Raw genomic sequence first — 20,089 nt, 5'->3', positions numbered from 1 at the left:
CTTTACATAGCATGCCGTGCCAAGACAGACGGAAATCTTATATCTGCCCTTGGGACTTAAGGTAAACTGAGAATAAAATGTCGCAACGCCATAAATTTTTTCCAGCGGTATTCCCGTTTCATTGGAAATGATCTTCTGCACTTCTATCGGAAGATATCCGTAAATATCCTGCGCCTTTTGCAGGATAGGCATAAGCGCACCTTTTTCATCTTTCATTTCGCGGATCACTTCCAGCAGTGCCTGTTCCTGTGCTTCAGTTCCGCGAAACGGAACTGATGTTTTCTTAGAAAGCATTTCTGAACCTCCCTTGTTTGTATTTTGTCTGAAAATTGCCCAGCGCTCCTATATAGAGGCTGACTATTGTTTATAACACATTCTACCACAGTACATACTAAATATCCACTTGTTTTTTCCTTATATTTTGTTAAATTTGTTTACATTCAAGCTATTTTTTTCACAATCATGTCAATAAATGCACAATATTTAGCCTCATTTTTTATATATTTTATACAAAATATATTGATTTGCTATATCCTCAATGCTATACTTTATTAAAGTCAATTGTTTCATATTAATATATTTTTCTATTTTTGACAGCAGCGTTTGTATCGTTCGAAACGATGCTGTTTTGCAGGAGGTTCCTATGATAATCAGAGAAATCCAATCGCTCCTGAAGGCCCGTATTCTGGAGGGCGAAGCACAGCTTGACCACACTGTCTCCGAAGCCTTTGCCTCGGATATGATGAGTGATGTGCTGGCTTATGCTTCTCCCCATTCCGCCCTTCTCACCGGCCTTTGCAATCCGCAGGTCATACGTACTGCAGAAATGATGGATATGCCGTGCATTATTTTTGTCCAGGGAAAATCCCCCGGCTTAGAGGCTCTTGCTCTTGCGGGAGAAAGGGATATCTGTATTTTGCAGACATCTTTGGACATGTTCTGCGCATGCGGTATCCTGTATACTCACGGGCTGCCTGGAGGTGGTGCGCATGAGTAAAACACTGACATTTGAATATCAGGTTCCGGGCGATGATTTTACCCGCGCCGGCGAAGCAAGCAGCAGCGTAAAGAATAAGCTGAAAATGATGGGTGTAGACAGCACAGTGATCCGCAAAGTGTCCATTGCCATGTATGAAGGAGAGATCAACATGGTGATCCACGCAAACGGCGGTACAATCAAAGTACTGGTCTCTGATGACAACATCCGGATCATCCTTGCCGACACCGGCCCCGGCATTCCCGATGTGGAAAAAGCCATGCAGCAGGGATACTCTACCGCTCCGGAGGAAGTTCGTTCTCTTGGCTTCGGCGCCGGAATGGGACTTCCCAATATGAAGAAGTATTCTGACGATATGAAGATCGACACCATAATCGGAAGCGGAACTACAGTCACCATGGATATCCATATGTAAGAGATTCATCAAAAGGACTGACAGGAAGGAGGCACTTCAGCTTTGGATCATAACGATAAATTTATAAATTCTGTAAAACTGGATAAGGACGCCTGCACCGGCTGCATCAACTGCATCAAATACTGTCCCACCCAGGCAATACGGGTACATAACGGCAAGGCTTCCATAAATCCGGATTTCTGCGTAGACTGCGGACGGTGTATCCGCTACTGCCCCAACCATGCCAAAATACCTGTATCTGACTCCCTGGAGGAGATCACACATTATAAATACACAGTGGCTCTCCCCGCCCCTTCCCTCTATGCGCAGTTCAACAATCTGACAAACATAGATATTGTGTTAAATGCCCTGATCTCTATGGGATTTGATGATGTTTTTGAAGTGAGTGCGGCAGCGGAGCTTGTTTCGGAAATGACAAGAAATTACATTGCACAGCATCGGGATGAAGCTCCTTTCATCAGTACAGCCTGTCCCACCATTGTCCGTATGATCCGGGTTCGCTTTCCTACGCTTATCCCCCGTCTTCTGCCCCTTAAGCCTCCTGTGGAGATCGCAGCCGAGATTGCCAGAAAAAAGGCAATGGAAAAGACAGGACTTCCCGCTTCGGATATCGGGATCTTTTTCATTTCTCCCTGTCCTTCCAAGGTAACTTATGCCAAAGCACCTCTTGGCATTGAAAAAAGCCAGATTGACAAGGTATTGGCGATCAAGGACGTTTACCCCGTCCTCTTAACTCATATGACCCACGATGAGTCCCGCCTGAAGCCGCTTGCCGCCTCCGGCCGTATCGGAATTGGCTGGAGCAACAGCGGGGGAGAGGCAGCCGGGCTGATCACAGACAATTATCTGGCAGCTGACGGCATTATGAACGTCCTTCGCGTCCTGAGCGATCTGGAAGATGAAAAATTTTACGGTCTGAAGTTCGTGGAACTGAATGCCTGCAACGGCGGCTGTGTCGGCGGCGCTTTGACGGTGGAAAATCCCTACATTGCCACTGCAAAGACGAAGAAGCTGCACCGCTATCTCCCTGTGTCCCGCACCCACTCCAACATGTATCCCGATGTGGATTATCACTGGGACAGCTATGTGGAATACGAGCCTGTATTCCGGCTTGGGAAGACATTCCGGGAAAGTCTGGAAATGATGGGCATGGTAGAAGAGCTGACAGAACAGCTCCCCGGCCTGGACTGCGGCTCCTGCGGTGCGCCCACATGCCGTGCTCTGGCCGAAGATATTGTAAGGGGCGAGGCAGACAGAACCGACTGTATCTATGTATTTTTTGAATATATCGGAAATCTCTCCCGGGAAATTTCCTATACGGCGCGGAACCTTACTTCTTCTGAAGACGGATCTGAAATTTCCAGGGAAGACCTGGAAGACTATGTAAAAAAACTGGAGGCAGAGTTAAAGAGAAAGGATGTGTAAAAATGGCTTCTGTACAGGATCTTATCAATTCCGGAATATTCCATACCGAAAATCCGGGGAGAAGCGAACAGCCGATCACCCGTGTATTTTGCTGCGACCTCTTAAGCGTCGCCATGGGGAAAGCGCCTTCCGGCTGCGCCTGGGTCACAGTCATCGGCAACCGGAACACCCTGGCTGTCGCTTCTCTTGCAGATGTATCCTGCATCGTCCTTGCGGAAGGGGCCTCTTTTACAGAGGACGATATGCAGTGTGCCAAAGAGCAGGAAATCGCAGTATTTTCCACGGATCTTCCTGTCTTTGAAGCCGCGCTGAAGGTTCATCAGCTGTTATGATCCCGCTCTATTATGACCTGCACATCCATTCCTGCCTGTCGCCCTGCGGAGATGACGATATGACCCCTTCCAACATCACCGGCATGGCCGCTGTCAAGAATCTGGATGTCATTGCACTTACGGATCACAATTCCTGCAGGAACTGCCCTGCTGCCATAGAGGCCGGAAAACGCCTGGGAATCACAGTCCTTCCCGGCATGGAACTCACTACATCAGAAGAGATCCATGTCCTTTTCCTGTTTGCCTCCCTCGGTCGCGCCCTTTCCTTTGACGCCTATGTGTATGAGCATCTTCTTCCCGTAAGAAACCGCCCGGAAATCTTCGGCACGCAGCTGATCGTAGATGAAAATGACAAAGTGTCCGGATCCCTGGATAAACTTCTGATCAGCGCCACAGACATCCCTTTTGATGAAACGGGAAAGCTGGCTGACTCCTTTGGCGGCATCTGTTTTCCGGCCCATCTTGACAAGTCCTCTACCAGCCTGATTTCCAATCTGGGAGCAATTCCGCCGAACAGTACCTTTTCCTGTGCGGAACTGAAGGATATGAAGAACCTGCACCGGCTGAAAAGGGAACACCCCTATCTGGAAAACTGCCGGATCCTCTCCAGCTCGGACGCCCATTATCTCTGGGATATTGCAGAACCGAACCTGCAGATCTATGCCCGCTCAAAGTCTCCTTCTGATATCTTGGAAGCACTGGGCAGCGGTCTCTTAAAATGAGCAGGAGCATTTTCAGGAATGCTTGACTTTTGAAAAACGCCATGCTATTCTGTATCCTGTTAAAAGTAAAACTAAATACATTCAGGTGCCTGTAAAGTCTGTGTGTGCAGCCTTGTACAGGATAATAGGGAAACAGGTGCAAATCCTGTACGGTCCCGCCGCTGTAAGGAAGGAACGATTTTTATTATGCCACTGTATCTTATGCCGTGATATGCAATAGATATGGGAAGGGAAAAACCGTGATGATATCCAAGTCAGAAGACCTGCCTGTCTGTATGGAACTGCCGTCTGTCACGGAGTATGACACAAGGTATAAAGGAAGCAGAGTTTTCGTTCTTTTGCTTCTCTTTTTGGTGCCCCTGTTCTTCCCACGACAGGGGCATTTCTATTGACTGTAGAATATAATCTAAAGGAGGAGCATTTTATGACAAATCGATCCATGACAGTTTATGAGAAAATGCTGGTATCTTTCACAGCTGTCCTGGCCCTGTCCTTTGGGACAGCGCCCAGCGCACATGCCATGCATATTATGGAGGGCTATCTTCCCGGCGGTTCCTGCATCGCCTGGGGCGTTATCTGTCTTCCGTTTCTTTTAGCCGGCTTTTTCTCTATTCGCCGAACACTTGCGTCCAACCGGAAAGCGCTGGTTCTTCTTGCCATGTCCGGAGCATTCATTTTCGTTATTTCTTCTTTGAAGATCCCTTCCGTAACCGGAAGCTGTTCCCACATGACAGGTACAGGACTGGGAGCCATTTTATTCGGTCCTTCCGCTGTAAGCATTCTGGGTCTCATTGTGCTTTTGTTCCAGGCAATTCTCCTGGCTCACGGAGGGCTTACTACTCTTGGTGCAAACACCTTCTCCATGGCTGTTGCAGGCCCCATTTTATCCTGGCTCATCTATACGATCTGCAAAAAGCTCAAAATAAACCGGCGTGTCAGCATCTTTCTTGCCGCTGCCCTGGGTGATCTTTTCACCTACTGTATTACCAGCGTTCAGCTGGCGCTTGCCTATCCGTCCCAGCAGGGCGGATTCCTCACATCTGCTGTAAAATTCCTGGGTGTGTTTGCTCCCACACAGCTTCCGCTTGCCGTCATCGAGGGAATCCTGACCGTTGTCATCGTCATTGCTCTGGAAACCTATGCACAGCCTGAGCTGAAGTTGATCGGATATCATAAGGAGGCAAAAACATATGAGTAAAAATAAACGAACCGTCATTCTTTTACTGATCCTCGCTGTTCTTCTGGTGATTTCCCCTCTGTTTTTCCGAAAAGACGCCGACTTTGGCGGATCCGACGACGCCGGAAGCATCATGGTGGAAGAAGTACAGGGAGAAACCTATGAGCCCTGGTTCACGCCTGTCCTTGAAACCTTTCTTGGCGGGGAACTTCCAGGGGAAATAGAAAGTCTGATCTTCTGCCTGCAGACCGGTATCGGCGTAGGGATCATCGCATTTTTCATGGGAAGATTTGTAGAACGAAAAAAATGGATGAAGGATACGGATCCAACCGAAGATTAGTGTTCGTATCCGTCAGGAGGCTGTTTCCATGTCACTTATTGATAAATTATGCTATACATCCAAACTGCGATATACAAATGCCGGAGAGAAGGTCTTCTTCTCTCTGGCCTCTTTGTGCTTCTGTATCATCAGCCGTTCTGTCCTTGTGGCCTTGATCGTCCTTTTTACATCATCCTGTCTTACCATAAAAAAAGGCGGTATTTCTCCCCGCTGCTACCGGAAACTGATGGAGATCCCATGCGCCTTTTTGCTGGTCAGCACAGCGGCCATTATGATAAATATCTCTCCCATTCCCCTCGATGCTTTTGCCCTTCCTGTGGGCTCCTGGTACATAGGCGGAAGCTGGGAAGGGATCTCTCAGGTGATCCAGCTCATTCTCACTGCCCTTGCCTGTGTTTCCTGTCTGTATTTCCTGTCCCTTAGCACTCCTGTGACAGACATAGTTTCCGTTTTGGAATCCTGGCATATCCCCTGGCTCATCATTGAACTTATGATGCTGATCTACCGGTTCATTTTTCTCCTGCTGGAAATTGCTTCCTCCATTTCCTGTTCCCAGCGCTCACGGCTGGGGAACAGGAATTTGAGCACTTCCATAAAATCATACGGGCTCCTGGCCTCCTCCCTCTTTATACTTTCTATCCGGCGGGCCAGCGCTGTATACGACGCGATGGAAGCCCGGTGCTATAATGGCAGGATCCATGTTTTAAAAGAACAGCATCCTGCCAGACGCAAAGAAATCCTCTGGCTCATCTTATTTGAAGGGGTTCTTTTCCTGATCACTGTATTTGACGCCAGGCTATCAGAAATACTTTTCAGAATGTGGAGGTAATCTTATGAGAGATATCATACTGGAAGCCCGAAACCTTTCTTATTCCTATGAGGACTCATCCTCTCCTGCCTTAAACGGTCTCTCTCTTTCCGTCGCCCGCGGCAGCAAGATCGCCGTTATGGGAGCCAACGGTTCCGGAAAATCCACCTTCTTCTTATGCTGCAACGGAATCTTAAAACCGGATCAGGGAGAACTCCTTTTCAAGGGACAGCCGGTATCTTACAGCAAAAAAAATCTGCTGGAACTTCGCAGCAAAGTGGGAATCGTCTTTCAAAATCCCGACACCCAGCTTTTCTGCGCCAGCGTCTATCAGGAAATTTCCTTCGGGCCTCTCAATCTGGGCATTCCGGAAAAAGAAGCCGCAGAAGCGGTAGGAAATATCATTGAAACACTTGAGATCACAGACTTTCGCCACCGCCCCGCCCACGCTTTAAGCGGCGGACAAAAAAAGCAGGTGGCGCTGGCAGACATCCTGGTAATGAAACCGGAAATCATGATCCTGGACGAGCCCTTTGCCGCCCTGGATCCTGTCCACACCCGGATCATCCACCAGCAGATTGACAAAATGTGTACATCCGGCATGACTGTTCTCCTGGCAACTCACAATACAGACTATGCACTGGAATGGGCCGATGAGGTCATCCTTTTAAAAAACGGACGCGTCCTAAGTCAGGACCGTCCTGACAAAGCGCTTACAGATGAAGAACTTTTAAAAGAGACGAACCTGGAACTTCCTTCCGTGATCCGTCTCCATAAATTTCTGTGCAGCCGGGGGATAGCTGATCCTTCTTTGCCTGTCCCCAGAAACATGGATGAACTGGAAAAAGAGCTGCTTGCTGTCAGATCCTGAAACCTCTTCTGCCGCTTAAAACTCCCGCATCTTAAAAGGACCATGGCTTACGCCACGGTCCCTCTTTTATTTGCAAAGTTTTCATATTCTTTCTTTTCCATAATGTCCACAATAATATCTACCATATCATACACCTCTGTATAGGAGATATAAAGTGGAACCGGAGCCAGTCTGATCACATCCGGGAACCGGAAATCCGGAATAATATTTCTTGCTTTCATTGCCGCATTGATGCGGATCGCATCCTCATGCACCAGCGCAACATGGCCGGTACGTTTGGAATCTTCCCTGTAATTTCCTACAGAAAATCCATATTTTGAAAGTCTGGTATCGATCAGATACATCAGATATTCTGTGATATCCAGGGATTTCTTCCGCAGATTTTCAAGGCCTGCTTCTTTGATCATTTCAAGACTTCCTTCCAATGGCGCCATAGAAAGAACCGGCTGTGTTCCTGTCTGCCATCCTCCTGCATATTCTGCATGTTCAAAATACTGCTCCAGATTGAACTGTGTATCCTTTCTGTTTCCATGCCATCCTGCAAGTCCCGGTTCCATGGAAAAATGTTTCTTATTGATATACAGACCTGCAATCGCTCCCGGGCCGCCGTTCAGGTATTTGTATGTACACCACACTGCAAAATCCGGCTGGATTTCCTTAAAATCATGGGGAACTGCTCCAATAGAATGGCAAAGGTCAAATCCTACATAGATTCCTCTTTCATGTGCAGCGTCTGCAATCTTTTTCATATCAATGAGCTGTGCGCTTCTGTAGAGAGCAGAAGGAAGAAGAACAAGGCATACGTCATCTGTCATCGCTTCAATCACATCGTCCTCATAAATATATTCTCCGTCCCGGCTCTTTACCACTTTCAGACATTCATCCGGATCATATCCATGTACGCGGATATTGCTGTATACCGCATACCGGTCTGTCGGGAAATTCAAGTCGTCCATAATAATCTTATTTCTTTCCGGAGTCGGCTTATAGAAAGTAGCAATCGCCTGATGCACATTCATTGTTGTGCTCATGCAGATAGTCACCTCTTCCGGATCCGCATTTACAAGGGGCGCACACATTGCTCCCAGTTTATCCTGATACAGGAAGTAATCATATTTCTCCCACATATCAATTCCGGCTTTTTTCCACACTTCCAGCGCATTCATCAGCGCTTTTTCCGCATCTTTGCTGCACAGTCCAAGAGAGTTTCCGTCCATGTAAATGACACCCTCCTGCTTATAAAACCTCTGCTGGAAATCCTTCAACGGATCTTCCTGATCCTTTTTCTGCGCAAACGCTCTTCCATCTTCATATTGTCTCATATTGGTCTCCTTTCTGATCTCACCCCACGAAATCATATACCTTTTTCACTTTTTAATTTTGGGCTTTTCCTACAACATCATTTTCGTCAAACTCTTCGTATTTCTTTTTCTTAATATATTTTGTATAGATCATTCCTGCAAAAATGACAACTCCCGCATATCCGGAAATCGGATAGATAATGCTGATCATAGTGGAAAAGGACAGCTGCCCTCCAAATATACTTACAATCGCCGTCACAATTGCAGCCACACGATATGGTGTACTCTTGGAGTCAGAAGAAATTTTATTACATACTGTATAGAGCATCGGAACTGCAGTAGTGTAGATTGCCCCGATCAGAAGAACAGAAAATATCTGTCCGAAAATCGGATGAATTGACGCTGCCACAAACAGAGACGGAATCTCAAGATTATAAACATCGCCCAGATTTGCAAGCAGTCCGAAGTTCAGGATCATAACTGCGATCAAAAATGCTCCGCCTCCAAAAATTCCGCCCAGTAATGCATTCTTCCTGTTAGTCGCTGTAGACTTTCCAATATCAGCAAGGTAGGGAACTACCCCGGTCACTGTGTAAGCGCCATACATGAATCCGGAAAGCGCCCAGTTACTGAAGTTGCTGTTTACTTCCACATGCTTCAATGTCTCATCTGCCTCTGCAATTCCCGCCGGATTACTTACAATAGAGATAACGCCTATCAGAATCGTCACAGCCAGAAGCACCGGAGCAATATATCCCACGATTTTTACCAGCTTGTTCAGCCCCAGAAGAACGGTCAGAAGAGAAGCAATGATCATGAAGGCCCGGCCAAAATTTCCATTGACGCCATAATACTCTTCAAACGTAGATCCTGCTCCTGATATCATCGTAGAATATACAAAAAACAGCATGATCGGCGTGAACCACTCCATAACAAACCCTAAATACTTTCCAAGGTAAAAATTAAACATCTTGCCTGAATTGTGAAGCTTAAGTTTCCGCCCGTCTTCCACGATCACAGTAACAAACCATACATACAGCAGAAGCGCAATAATTCCTGCCCCTATACTTCCCAACACTCCGTGGCCGGTAAAATACTGCATGCACTCCTGCCCGGAAGCGAAACTTGAACCGATAACAAATCCCATAAACGCTCCGCCTATAGCAATCACCTGGGATATGCTGACTTTTTTCTCTTCCATGTAACCCCTCCTTTTTTCTGAATATTTTCCTGTTTTTTTATTGTTGAATTTACTATAATGCATTTTGATGGTTATATTCAATTGAATCGGACAGTCGTTCCGAAACGTCAATGGGGTCAAAAAAAGGGAAGTTGAATTCAAGTTATTCAACTCCCCTCATCATTTCTCTCATTATCCAGGTACAAGATCTTTACAGATACCAGCATGTCTACAGATACTGACATGTCTACAGATACCGGCGCAGTTCTTCCGGAGTCAGCTCATAACAATCCGGACGCTGTATCATGGCATCAAAATATTTTTCAAACACTCTTATGATCTGCGGGTACATGGAAATATGGTAATTTTCATTCGGCTTCCTTCTGGAATTTTCCAGCGTTACCGCCATCGTATCAATGAATATAGACGGAAACATTCTAAGGTTCTCTGACTCATTCACTGTATCCCGCAGAACATAAACCTTAAAACCATGATTTTCCTCCATACACCTGCTGATATAGTTAATATGATCTTTCACCTGCTTTTCTGTCAGATGATGCGGCACATTTCCCAGGCTTAACTCTCCTGTTGCAATATACTCGCTGATCACCGAGGAAAACAAAAGAAGATCCACTCTGGCATTATATGTATAGGAAGAAAATACTTTCTTCAGCTTCCTTAAATAATCCGAATAATCTTTACTCTCACTTTGCTTTGCCAGTTCTTCCATTACATTTTCCGGCAGGAGCATAGCAGGTGCCTCATTGAAAAACAATCTCTGCCGGCGGCAGGAATAAGAATCCAGCTGTACATTCGTTTTTCTTAAATTTTCCGGCGAAGCATAGCTCAAAACCTGCTCGGCATTCTCAAAAATTTCTCTCCCGATTCTGCGGAACATAGACGCCACTTCCGGATCCGTGCTGAAGCAGGCTGCAAAATCATCCTCTTTCTGATACAGGATCTGTATGTAAAAAAATCCATTCACCACGATGATCCATGGCGTCTGCTCTTTTGCAGCAACAATAGAAATTTCCGCTCTTTCATAGCCCGCAACAATATTCAGGAGCATATCACAGTACAGCTTGTTTTCTACTTCCTGCTCCGGCATATTCATGCACATTTTCATGCTGAATCTCTTTGTTCCGGCAGACGGCAGCTTCTGCAGCAGCTCATAAAACCGATGTCCCAGATGTTCCAGTACATTAAAGGAGGCGGCAATCTCAACAGTGTGGTCGTCCAGCGCGCTGACCTGACGGAACAGCTTCTCAAGCACATCAAAGAAATCCTTTCTGCTGTCCACAAAAGACAGAGAATAAGTTCCCTGTATCTCCATCTCTTTAAACAATTCATCCTTCCTACAGGCGTTCAAAAGTTCCTCCGCAATCTCTGCCGCATCTGCACCCACATCTTTCATATTCTGTGCAAAGCACTCCGCCAGTGCATAAATGATCTCATTGCGGTTCCGTTTGGAGGGCAGCTTAGCTCCATTCATCCACTTGCTGATGGAAGTAATATCATAGTTAATAAAATTTGCCAGCTCTCTCTCCTTCAATCCGGCAAGATGCATCAGCTTTCTAAGCTCTTCTCCGAATTTTTTACTTTCTGTCTTTCTTTTATCTGTCACTTTCCTTACCTGCCTCTGCTGTTGTCTTTTGTCATAATTTGCAGCAATATCTGCCAATATTGCTATAAAACAAACAATAATAAAATTATAATACCTGCAGGATAAAAGGGCAATAGAGTTTATGGCCGCTGACCTGACACTTTAGCGGAAAATTAGCAATCCCCGCTCTTCCCGTTACTCCATCTTACGGCGGATTGCTTCAATTTCTTCCTCGCTCCACCCACTGGCTTTTTTGATCATCCAAGTGTCCGCGCCTGCTTTCAGAAAAGCAAGGATCATTTCTCGTTTTCCTTCCAGCTTTCCCTCCTCGCGGCCCTTTTCTTTCAGTTTCTCTAATGCCGTACACATATTCATTCCTCCTTCACTCTCCAAGGCTTCTTCAACAATCAAGCTGCTGTCTGTCATAACTCCAATCACTGCTCCCACATCGGATTTCACTGTTTTTTCTCCGTAAAATTTCTTCACTTTAGCAAATTCACCCTGATAAATATATCTGGTGATTTCAAAAATAGTCTGAACATCTTCATTATCAAAATGATATTGGGATGACTCCCTCACCTGCAGCAGATTCATCCGATAATCCGAAAACACTCCGGAAATCGGCTCTAAAGCTTTTTCTGGTGTTTCTCCTCAATTCCCCGGTGTTCTTTATTGTTTCACCAGCTTATTTAGAAGAACTCCTTGCTTTCCTGGTGTCCCCTTAAATCTTCTCGTTTTCCTGGTGTTCACCAGATTTCACTGGAGCTCTCCTTTGTTTACTGGTGTCCCTTATCTCAATCACCAGATTTTCCTAAAGCTTCACCAGGTATTTCTGAAGCTTCTCATAGCTTTGATCGCCATGTTAGATGCTTCCATAGTCGTTCCAGCTATCCAGTGATATGATAATCCTGCACCTAAAATCACAGGCATGACGAAAATATCCAAAAACTTCTTCTGCCTGTTGATTTTTGGGCAAATCTTTCTTAGGAGGTCTGAAACGACTATGAAAACATCTAACTATCTGGCAAAACTGCCACAGGAAGCAACTATCAAAAGCATCCAGGTCCTCAAGGACTACGATCTCATCTCTCTCGATGTACCTACAGCCAGTCAGAGACTGTGTCCCCACTGCGGTTCTAATGACTGTGTCATCAAGGACTCCGGTACATTGCAGACCGTCAGGCACATCCCCTGTAATCATCACGGTACCGTCGTCTCTTTCCACAAGCGCAGGCTCCTGTGCAAGGACTGTCACTCCTCGTTCTATGAGACTCCCTACTGGATCCATCCTTCCCTGCGTATGACGCAGGCTCTCTATGACTCCATCCTCCTGGACCTGATACAGCCTCTCGCCTTCTCCGAGGTTGCAAGGAGAAACCATGTCCCCCAGAGCACCGTCCAGTCTGTCTTTCAGTCCATCCACTTTGGCAGGCCAGCCAAACTCCCTGAAACCATTTGTATTGATGAATTCAAAGGCAACAGCGGTGTGTGGAGCTCTAAACATCGCCGCTGGTATCGCAACAAATATCACTGTACCTTGTCCGATGGTGACTCCCATTCCGTCATCGATGTAATGGATCAGATCTCCGGCGTCTATCTGAACAAGTACTTCCACCAGTTCTCTTTAGAACAGAGGAAACGGGTCAAATACTTCTGCTGCGACATGAGCAACGGCTTTGTCTCTGTCTCCAGGAAGAACTTTCCAAACGCCCGGATCTGCATTGATCCCTTCCATGTTGTCAAGCGTCTTAATGAAATGGTGGACGATGTGAGGCTCCGCCATCAGCACCTGTTTCAGGACGCCGGGGATACAGAGAGCCTGAAAAAGGTAAAAAGCATCGCCCGACTCCTGAAAACGAAAGAGTACAATCAGGTCGCTTACTGGGGCTCACGCTTTCACGACAACAAGCAGCGCCTCCAGGATGCCTTTGACGTGGCCCCGGATCTTCTGGAAGCTTATGAAGCCCTCCAGTTCTTCCATGATATCCTGGCTTCCTTTCCTTACTCCGTCCAGTACGAGGAGCTGACAGAGTGGATCAGACAGTTTGCTGCCTCCGAGGTGGAGGAGATCCACTCCGCCGCCTGCACCATCCGCCACTGGCGGGGCTACATCCAGAACAGCTGGAAATACGGCAAATCCAATGGCCTTAGTGAAGGCCTGAACAACAAGGTCAAGGTCCTGAAACGGGTGGCCTTCGGCCTGCACAGCTTCGAAGGTTTCCGCAAACGGATCCTTCTTACCTGTGGAAAACTCAGGCTTTCTAATGACCCGCTGTCCATTATGGAAAAAGCCCGGGACGGAAAGGAGATACTCTTATGATCCCCGACAGAAATTTCCTGCGCCGCTGCGCACACAATAACAATCTCAACCTTCCACAAGAACTTGAGGACTGGCTCCTCGTCCACTTTGAGGATGAACCCTATGAGGATTTCAACACGGCTTCCGCCCTTGAGGACATGATCTGTATGTACTGTCAATCCTATGCAAATGGCAGGCTGGACGTGGCTATCCCGGATCCCGTGACACGCCTAAAGGAACGCCATGAAGATCTGAAGGATCTGATCACGGACCTTCGTGTGGATATCAGCTATCTTCAGGGCCTGTGTGACGACTACGAGCGCGTCCTGAAAGAGCATGGCCTGCTCTGACTAGGGCCGCCATGGTCTCAGCTCTGGAGGTGATATATAAAAAAATCCACGAAAAAAAGGCCTGTTAAAGCCTCTTGCGATCTGTTATTGATGGTTTATGCAGTTATTAATAGTCTCATTTCAACCTGATTTTTGAAAGTATCGACTGTCAGGTCTGGTTATTATACACTTTTTAAGAAGTATCCATCTCTAAATCCTCTTTCTTCCAATATTTACAAGGCTTTGCACCTCTTTGTCACCAGGTTATTTAGAAGAACCCGGAAATCTCCGAGGGCATTGTATTTAGAAAATAAGATACAGGAAACAAAACTAAGACGCTTGCCGCTTCCTGTGAAAGACACAAAAGATTGTGAAGATATAATGCTTTAGATATATGTTAACATATGCAGATTGGATTGTCTAGTAGTTTGACATAATTTTAAAATCATAATTATTTTTACATACGCAAAAAAAACCGCCTATCATTCAGTCGATCTGTTTGTCTGTAATAGTATGATAAAATATAGTTTATGCCGCTTCTCCTATCCTCATCCGATTTCTGGGATGCAGCTACTTCAAAATCTCCGCCTGCTTTTTTGCCGTAATATGTATATAAAACGGGATAGTTTTAGCGGTATTATATTTCTTTCAATCTTAGCTAATTTTGTATACTTTTTTAACAGTAAAATAACATATAATTAATTTCACAAAATCTTAACACTATCTCGATAAGAGTTACCTTTTATGGGAAACCTTTTTTCCTTTCCATAAGACAGACCCGCAGCTAGTCAGCCTCTATTACATTAGTTAAAAGCTTTTCACAAATTTGGGATTACTCCCCATATTCGCACATAAATTCTTGCTCATATTCCAAGACTTTTTTATTTCTTGGTCTAAGATATCTACAAGGAATCCCTACATAAATTCCCCAAGGTTCGAGCGACTTACGCACTAATGCCATACTCCCTACTGCAGTTCCTTCTCCAATCTCTACACCAGGAAGAATTGTTGATCCGGAACCAACTATTACATGTTTATGGAGTATAACTTTTTTATCATATACACCCAGATATTTTTCTGGCACCATAGGATTTGTCATATATTTTCCTGAATAATCGTCGCTTTTTGAATAAATAGCGCATCTAGAAGAAACCGTAACAAAATTCTCCAATTCAATCCCCTCATATCCACTAAATAAAGATGTATATGCTGAAATATGAATATAATTACCTATAGATATTTTTCCTGAAAGAATACAAAAATCATCAATTCGGACATTGTCTCCTATTGAAATGTTATATGGACTGTAAATACTTGCTTTTTTACTAATTAAAACATTTTTTCCAACTGACTTAAAACCTAGTTTAAGAAGTTCCTTTTCTGTATAAAAACTAGTCACTATTTCTTTTTTACCTCCCTATAAAACACTAAAGTCTGCACTTAGTAATACCTCTTATTTCTTGCAATCAAGAATAATATCACATATTGTATCAACATCATCTAAGGATAATCCTGCATATAATGGGAGCGTTAAAACACGTAGAGAAATCTTCAATGCAACTGGAGTTTTCGCTACATCATATTTTCCATGAAAACAATCAAATGTATTTGTCAATGGATAAAAATACTTTCTTGCACTAATCCCATTTTTTTCTAAAGCTAATTTAACTTCATTTCGGCTTGCCCCAAATACCTTTTCATCAAAAACCACTGGAAAATATGCATAATTACTTTTCACTTTATCTTGCTTTACATTTAACTGAATTCCGTCAATTGATTCTAATATCTCTCTGTATCTGTCAACAACAATCTTACGCTTATTAATTTCATCATCAACATGCCGCAGATTGCAGAGTCCCATTGCCGCACAGAACTCATTCATTTTAGCATTAGCACCAACACCATCTACAATTTCCTCATTTTTTATTCCAAAATTTTTCAATCTATACAATTCCTTCCCAAAATCCAAATTTGAGTAACAAACACACCCTCCCTCAATACTGTTAAAAACTTTTGTCGCATGAAAACTAAAACAAGAAGCATCTCCATAGGAACCTATCCCTCGTCCCTTATACTTTTCCCCAAATGTGTGTGCTGCATCATAAACAACCTTTAAGCCATACTTTTTTGCTATTCTATCAATCTCTTCAATATTACAAATATTACCATATACATGAACTGGCAAAATTGCAGATGTTCTATCCGTAATTAACTCTTCTAGCTTGTTTGTGTCAATTGTAAATGTTGTAGGATCGATATCACAAAAAATAGGTTCACACCCGTTTCTCACAATTGCATGAGTAGTTGATGCAAAAGTAAAAGGAGTCGTTATAATTTCACCATGCAAGTTTAGTGCTTGTAACGTCAATTCCAAAGCCATATGTCCATTTGTTAAAAGTTCGACATTTTCTATTTCCATATAATCAACCAATTTACTCTCAAATTCCTGATGTTTAATTCCCATATTTGTTAGCCAATGGCTTTTCCATATAGGCTTAATTTCATCTATATACTCTTGAAATTCTGGCATTGAAGATCTTGTAACTAATATTTTTTTATCCACAACTCTTTTTCCTCTTTCTTATTATATTAAATAAGTATTCCATTTCTACAATTTTAAATATTTTAGCTAAGATGATATATGATAATGCACCTACTACTACTTGAATAAAAAGTTCTATCGCACAACTTATCTGTATATAACAACCTATCGCCCACTCTATTATTCCTATTATTAGTGATATAATAATCGATGGACCAATATCTTTGATTTGCTCTAAATATCCATAATCTAATAATTTTTTGTTAGGAAACGCATTAATAATTAGCGCAAGCAAACTATTAATTAACATACTTATTGCAATAGCAACTACCCCAATATTCATAGAAATACAAATCAATATCACACCAATTAGTTTTTTGATAAGCTCAAGTTTTAAAAACAAATCACTGCGCCCCAATGCTTTTATCGCATTCAAATTTGTTGTATGCACAGGCCAAAATAAATATGTAAAGCAAAAAATTTGCAAAAAAATAACCGAATCAATCCATTTTTCCCCTAAAATAAGATTGATTAGATTATTACCACAAGCGGACAATCCTATCATCAATGGAGCCATAATAAAAGTACCAATTCTCAATGACTTTCTCGTAATCATTTTTATATTATAATTATTATCTTGTTCATTGGACATTACTGGTAGTAAAACGCTATCTATTGATGTAATAATATTAGTTACTATAATAATAGGAAACTTCTGTCCTTGATTATAATATGCTAGATCTTTTGAACTATATTTTTTCCCTACAATTAAAGATGTTAAATTATTATAAATGCCATCAAGCAGCGCGGATGCCAATAGCTTCCATCCATATGTAAAGAGTATCTTTAATCTACTAAATGAAAAGCTCTTCTTAGGTCTCCATTTTACTGTTACCCAGAAAATAACAGTATCCACTAACGTATTAGACAGATGTTGGAAAATTAATGCCCACGGTCCACATCCTAAAATAGCCATTCCAATCCCAACAAAAGCTGAAAAAATTGTTCCTCCTATAGTAGAATAAAAAAATTTTCTAAACAAAAGATTTCTAGCTACATATGCTTGTTGAATATTTTTTACACCTGCAATAATAACTGTAATACTTAACACTCTAAGCATTAATGTCATGTCGTTATTACCGTAAAATTTCGCAATAAATGGAGCGCACACAAACATAACCAAATATATGAGTAAGCAAAATAAAATATTAGTGTAAAACACAGTACTAAAATCAATATTATCGGCATCTTTTTTTTGTATCAATGAATTACCTAACCCTGAATCAATAAAGATCTGCAATATACTTGTAAATACAGTAACTAAAGCTACTGTTCCATAAACTGACGGATCCAAAATTCGAGCGAGTACAATAGAAACCAGAAATGTAACTATCTGTGCACTACTCCGTTCAGCAAAACGCCATATCATATTAGATATAACTTTTTTTCCATTCATTATTTATTTTCCTTTGATAATTTGTTTTTTACATTTTTTAGCCATTTATATACACCAAGTTCTCTTGAAATATTATATAAATTTTTATACAGCCATGCTTTTAAAACATGATGTTTCTCAATTCTTTTAAAATATCTCACTTCACCTCTACTATAATAGTTATTATATAAATTATTCTTTTTAAATAACCAATTCGGATCATATTCTAAATTATTCAATGCATATTGATATGATTTTTTACATAATAAAATATATTCGTCCGGTTCCATGTTAATCAAGTCCTCAATATACTTATCGACCGCTTCACCTTCTCGATTATCTAGATAGTTCCCAATTTCATCAGATAAGTACCCATACACTTCGCAATCATATGTATAGTGTCTTGCAGGCAAAGAAACTAATCCCGTTTTGGCACCATCTAGCAGTGAATATGCAACTGACACATTCATATGGCTTTTATTAAAGTAATGCTTTATTTTTTCAGGACTGACTGCTCCTCGAAAAACAATGTCTTTTGAATACTCAGGGGAAAGTTTGTCTACATAAGAACGAATTTGTCTTTCACATACTCCATATCCTATTATATCTAATTTTATTTGTGGGTAATTTTTCTTTAATTTACAATATGAATCTATTAGTCCAAACATATAGCCTTTATGCGGAAACTCGAATCTTCCACACGTAATTATTCTAAATTCCTCTCTTTTTGCTCTTTCATAAGCTAATTGTTCATCAAATGGTTCTGGTTCAATTGGTGTCTGAAATACTAAATCTTTTCGATTTAAGCAATTAATATTATAACGTTTGCTCATTTCCTCTATATGTTTATAACTAAAGAAAATGATATTGCCGTTTTCATACCATCTTCTATATATAATAGCCAACTGTGATTTTATCTTTTTTCTTTTACTATATGAACTATAATATTCTTCTAAATAATTTACTCTACCCTCGAAATGCGGCACCTGATAAAATAGTTTTATTTCATTCAAATATTCATTTGCTAGTTCTTCTAAACGTACAAAGTCAAATGGTTCATATGCGATTGCGTAAACAATTTCGTTCGGGCTAAATATTAGCTTTTTCTTATCCAACCATTTTTTCTTTTTGATATTGACATCTATTATTTCCAGATTGCATTCGTTAATTACTTGCTTCCAAGGTTCATAAATATCTTCTGGTCTTCCATATCTAAGCCAAACAATACGTATTCCTTTACAAGAATATACTCTTATTTGATCAATAATTGTTTTTTCTATTCCACCAAGTTTTAAATGCTCATACAAAAACAGAAAGGTTATTTTTTTATTATCAATATTCACAATGCATCTCCCATTCTTTACTAAAACCCAATCATTGTGATCGTAATACATTTCTAATATTTATTTTTGTTTATCCTTAGGAATATACCTACTATTCCTACTAGCACTCAATTAATTATCATTATAAAAATATAGGTTTTCATATATCTGATCTTTCTCCGCATATACCCAATTTTTCAATGCTTAATTAACGTCCTATCAGCATTTTTTAATTTTCTATATATTTTTTTTGTAATTATAAATAGGAATAACAAATTGTGTTTTAGCATCAACGATCTAACTTTTTTGTGTTTCGACCAATATATCCTATAATCAATATTAGAAAATGCCTCTCTAACAATTGGTCTTTTTAATTCTTTTTTTATACTATCACGAAGATTTATTATATTAATAGAATTCTGTATAAAATACACAGAATCTAAGGCTCTCTGAAAATCTTCAATTACATGGAAATAAAAAGCATCTTTAACACTCTGATCCAATAATAAAGATTTTACTATTAACATTGCTTTCATCATTAAGTTCAATGCCTCAGGATTTCCTTGATGAGACACTGACTGTGGATTAGTTAGATAATAATATGCGTTCTTATTCGTCAAGACAAAGGATTTTGCATTATTAAGTATCTGATGACAAAATATTTGATCTGTACTTAACTTCATATCTTCGTTAAATCTAACATCACCAATACAACTTCTCTTTATTATTTTTGCACAAGCTCCGAAATCTATATATTCTAATCCTGAAATTAAGGTCGAATGTTCCAAAAACATATCATACTGCACCTTTTTTATATTCTCCTTGGTAAAAAATAAGGTTTCATATTTTTCATCTGTCTCTAGTGTTTCAGGATGTGAATAACATTGCTGCATTTTTCCACATACAATATCTGCATTCTTAGATTCTGCCAGTTCTATTCCTGTTTTTATCCAATTATTAGCCACATAGTCATCTGCATCAACAAACATGA

21 protein-coding genes and 1 riboswitch are annotated in these 20,089 nt (G+C 41.7%); of the genes, 11 read left to right on the top strand and 10 right to left on the bottom strand.

What is annotated here, in order from left to right:
* The coding region (locus tag WJ238_RS02640) for an NADH-quinone oxidoreductase subunit NuoE family protein (RefSeq protein WP_337606056.1) at positions 1-294 on the bottom strand (294 nt) is incomplete at its 3' end.
* A 349-nt stretch (positions 295-643) separates the two neighbouring features.
* Here WJ238_RS02640 and WJ238_RS02635 point away from each other — a divergent pair.
* From WJ238_RS02635 to WJ238_RS02595, 9 genes are all read left to right on the top strand, one after another.
* The gene (locus WJ238_RS02635; RefSeq protein ID WP_256195611.1) at positions 644-997 is read left to right on the top strand and encodes a hypothetical protein; all 354 of its coding nucleotides are present in this window, start codon (positions 644-646) and stop codon (positions 995-997) included.
* A complete protein-coding gene (locus WJ238_RS02630; protein WP_230105520.1) occupies positions 990-1,412 on the top strand; it encodes an ATP-binding protein in 423 nt (140 codons plus the stop codon). Before WJ238_RS02635 ends, WJ238_RS02630 begins: the two co-directional genes overlap by 8 nt.
* Positions 1,413-1,454: 42 nt before the next feature.
* Positions 1,455-2,837 (top strand): [Fe-Fe] hydrogenase large subunit C-terminal domain-containing protein, encoded by a 1,383-nt coding sequence (locus tag WJ238_RS02625; RefSeq protein ID WP_316265119.1) that lies wholly within the window; start codon positions 1,455-1,457, stop codon positions 2,835-2,837.
* A 2-nt stretch (positions 2,838-2,839) separates the two neighbouring features.
* Positions 2,840-3,169, top strand: a complete 330-nt coding sequence (locus tag WJ238_RS02620) for a hypothetical protein (RefSeq protein WP_316265121.1) — start codon at positions 2,840-2,842, stop codon at positions 3,167-3,169.
* Positions 3,166-3,891 carry a PHP domain-containing protein gene (locus tag WJ238_RS02615; protein ID WP_337606054.1) on the top strand — a complete coding sequence of 242 codons (726 nt, stop codon included), beginning with the start codon at positions 3,166-3,168 and terminating at the stop codon, positions 3,889-3,891. The genes WJ238_RS02620 and WJ238_RS02615 overlap by 4 nt, the downstream gene beginning before the upstream one ends.
* A gap of 66 nt (positions 3,892-3,957) precedes the next feature.
* Positions 3,958-4,176, top strand: a riboswitch (cobalamin riboswitch).
* Positions 4,177-4,330: 154 nt separating this feature from the next.
* Positions 4,331-5,089, top strand: a complete 759-nt coding sequence (locus WJ238_RS02610; protein WP_337606058.1) for an energy-coupling factor ABC transporter permease — start codon at positions 4,331-4,333, stop codon at positions 5,087-5,089.
* Positions 5,082-5,408, top strand: a complete 327-nt coding sequence (gene cbiN / locus WJ238_RS02605; protein WP_337606053.1) for a cobalt ECF transporter S component CbiN — start codon at positions 5,082-5,084, stop codon at positions 5,406-5,408. The genes WJ238_RS02610 and cbiN overlap by 8 nt, the downstream gene beginning before the upstream one ends.
* 28 nt (positions 5,409-5,436) lie before the next feature.
* Positions 5,437-6,237, top strand: coding sequence for a cobalt ECF transporter T component CbiQ (gene cbiQ, locus WJ238_RS02600; protein WP_337606052.1), 801 nt, complete (start codon positions 5,437-5,439; stop codon positions 6,235-6,237).
* Positions 6,238-6,241: 4 nt separating this feature from the next.
* Complete coding sequence (locus WJ238_RS02595) at positions 6,242-7,087, top strand: energy-coupling factor ABC transporter ATP-binding protein (RefSeq protein ID WP_337606051.1); 846 nt, start codon at positions 6,242-6,244, stop codon at positions 7,085-7,087.
* Between the two features lie 47 nt (positions 7,088-7,134).
* On the opposite strand, the gene kynU is transcribed toward WJ238_RS02595, so the two are convergent.
* The 4 genes from kynU to WJ238_RS02575 form a co-directional block, all read right to left on the bottom strand.
* Complete coding sequence (gene kynU, locus WJ238_RS02590; protein ID WP_316265129.1) at positions 7,135-8,409, bottom strand: kynureninase; 1,275 nt, start codon at positions 8,407-8,409, stop codon at positions 7,135-7,137.
* A 52-nt stretch (positions 8,410-8,461) separates the two neighbouring features.
* The gene (locus WJ238_RS02585; RefSeq protein WP_337606050.1) at positions 8,462-9,589 is read right to left on the bottom strand and encodes a YkvI family membrane protein; all 1,128 of its coding nucleotides are present in this window, start codon (positions 9,587-9,589) and stop codon (positions 8,462-8,464) included.
* Between the two features lie 226 nt (positions 9,590-9,815).
* Positions 9,816-11,192: a helix-turn-helix domain-containing protein gene (locus tag WJ238_RS02580; protein ID WP_337606049.1), complete on the bottom strand. Its 1,377-nt coding sequence runs from the start codon at positions 11,190-11,192 to the stop codon at positions 9,816-9,818.
* A 174-nt stretch (positions 11,193-11,366) separates the two neighbouring features.
* Positions 11,367-11,765 (bottom strand): hypothetical protein, encoded by a 399-nt coding sequence (locus WJ238_RS02575; RefSeq protein ID WP_337606048.1) that lies wholly within the window; start codon positions 11,763-11,765, stop codon positions 11,367-11,369.
* Between the two features lie 334 nt (positions 11,766-12,099).
* On the opposite strand from WJ238_RS02575, the gene WJ238_RS02570 reads away from it, so the two are divergent.
* Complete coding sequence (locus WJ238_RS02570) at positions 12,100-13,491, top strand: ISL3 family transposase (RefSeq protein WP_337606046.1); 1,392 nt, start codon at positions 12,100-12,102, stop codon at positions 13,489-13,491.
* On the top strand, positions 13,488-13,820 hold the full coding sequence (locus tag WJ238_RS02565) for a hypothetical protein (RefSeq protein WP_316268052.1): 333 nt from the start codon (positions 13,488-13,490) through the stop codon (positions 13,818-13,820). Before WJ238_RS02570 ends, WJ238_RS02565 begins: the two co-directional genes overlap by 4 nt.
* A gap of 811 nt (positions 13,821-14,631) precedes the next feature.
* Here WJ238_RS02565 and WJ238_RS02560 read toward each other — a convergent pair.
* From WJ238_RS02560 to WJ238_RS02540, 5 genes are all read right to left on the bottom strand, one after another.
* Positions 14,632-15,198, bottom strand: coding sequence for an acyltransferase (locus WJ238_RS02560; protein WP_337606045.1), 567 nt, complete (start codon positions 15,196-15,198; stop codon positions 14,632-14,634).
* Positions 15,199-15,252: 54 nt separating this feature from the next.
* Entirely contained in the window at positions 15,253-16,329 is a 1,077-nt protein-coding gene (locus WJ238_RS02555; protein WP_337606057.1) for a DegT/DnrJ/EryC1/StrS family aminotransferase, read from the bottom strand.
* Between the two features lie 25 nt (positions 16,330-16,354).
* Positions 16,355-17,797 (bottom strand): lipopolysaccharide biosynthesis protein, encoded by a 1,443-nt coding sequence (locus WJ238_RS02550; RefSeq protein WP_337606044.1) that lies wholly within the window; start codon positions 17,795-17,797, stop codon positions 16,355-16,357.
* Positions 17,797-19,119, bottom strand: coding sequence for a glycosyltransferase family protein (locus WJ238_RS02545; protein WP_337606043.1), 1,323 nt, complete (start codon positions 19,117-19,119; stop codon positions 17,797-17,799). The genes WJ238_RS02550 and WJ238_RS02545 overlap by 1 nt, the downstream gene beginning before the upstream one ends.
* A gap of 176 nt (positions 19,120-19,295) precedes the next feature.
* A partial coding sequence (locus WJ238_RS02540; protein WP_337606042.1) for a hypothetical protein occupies positions 19,296-20,089 on the bottom strand: 794 nt, incomplete at its 5' end.

Origin of the sequence: Claveliimonas sp. (genome assembly GCF_037273965.1) — a bacterium.
GTDB lineage: Bacteria > Bacillota > Clostridia > Lachnospirales > Lachnospiraceae > Claveliimonas > Claveliimonas bilis.
The sequence above is the reverse complement of the archived record's forward strand: the minus strand, read 5'-3'. Positions and strand labels throughout refer to the sequence as shown.

Coding starts and splice junctions, on each gene's coding strand:
- WJ238_RS02635 (WP_256195611.1), top strand. CDS start 644: ATGATAATCAGAGAAATCCAATCGCTCCTGAAGGCCCGTATTCTGGAG.
- WJ238_RS02565 (WP_316268052.1), top strand. CDS start 13,488: ATGATCCCCGACAGAAATTTCCTGCGCCGCTGCGCACACAATAACAAT.
- WJ238_RS02630 (WP_230105520.1), top strand. CDS start 990: ATGAGTAAAACACTGACATTTGAATATCAGGTTCCGGGCGATGATTTT.
- WJ238_RS02585 (WP_337606050.1), bottom strand. CDS start 9,589: ATGGAAGAGAAAAAAGTCAGCATATCCCAGGTGATTGCTATAGGCGGA.
- WJ238_RS02555 (WP_337606057.1), bottom strand. CDS start 16,329: ATGCCAGAATTTCAAGAGTATATAGATGAAATTAAGCCTATATGGAAA.
- WJ238_RS02595 (WP_337606051.1), top strand. CDS start 6,242: ATGAGAGATATCATACTGGAAGCCCGAAACCTTTCTTATTCCTATGAG.
- WJ238_RS02615 (WP_337606054.1), top strand. CDS start 3,166: ATGATCCCGCTCTATTATGACCTGCACATCCATTCCTGCCTGTCGCCC.
- WJ238_RS02575 (WP_337606048.1), bottom strand. CDS start 11,765: ATGAATCTGCTGCAGGTGAGGGAGTCATCCCAATATCATTTTGATAAT.
- WJ238_RS02620 (WP_316265121.1), top strand. CDS start 2,840: ATGGCTTCTGTACAGGATCTTATCAATTCCGGAATATTCCATACCGAA.
- kynU (WP_316265129.1), bottom strand. CDS start 8,409: ATGAGACAATATGAAGATGGAAGAGCGTTTGCGCAGAAAAAGGATCAG.
- cbiQ (WP_337606052.1), top strand. CDS start 5,437: ATGTCACTTATTGATAAATTATGCTATACATCCAAACTGCGATATACA.
- cbiN (WP_337606053.1), top strand. CDS start 5,082: ATGAGTAAAAATAAACGAACCGTCATTCTTTTACTGATCCTCGCTGTT.
- WJ238_RS02570 (WP_337606046.1), top strand. CDS start 12,100: ATGACGAAAATATCCAAAAACTTCTTCTGCCTGTTGATTTTTGGGCAA.
- WJ238_RS02550 (WP_337606044.1), bottom strand. CDS start 17,797: ATGAATGGAAAAAAAGTTATATCTAATATGATATGGCGTTTTGCTGAA.
- WJ238_RS02610 (WP_337606058.1), top strand. CDS start 4,331: ATGACAGTTTATGAGAAAATGCTGGTATCTTTCACAGCTGTCCTGGCC.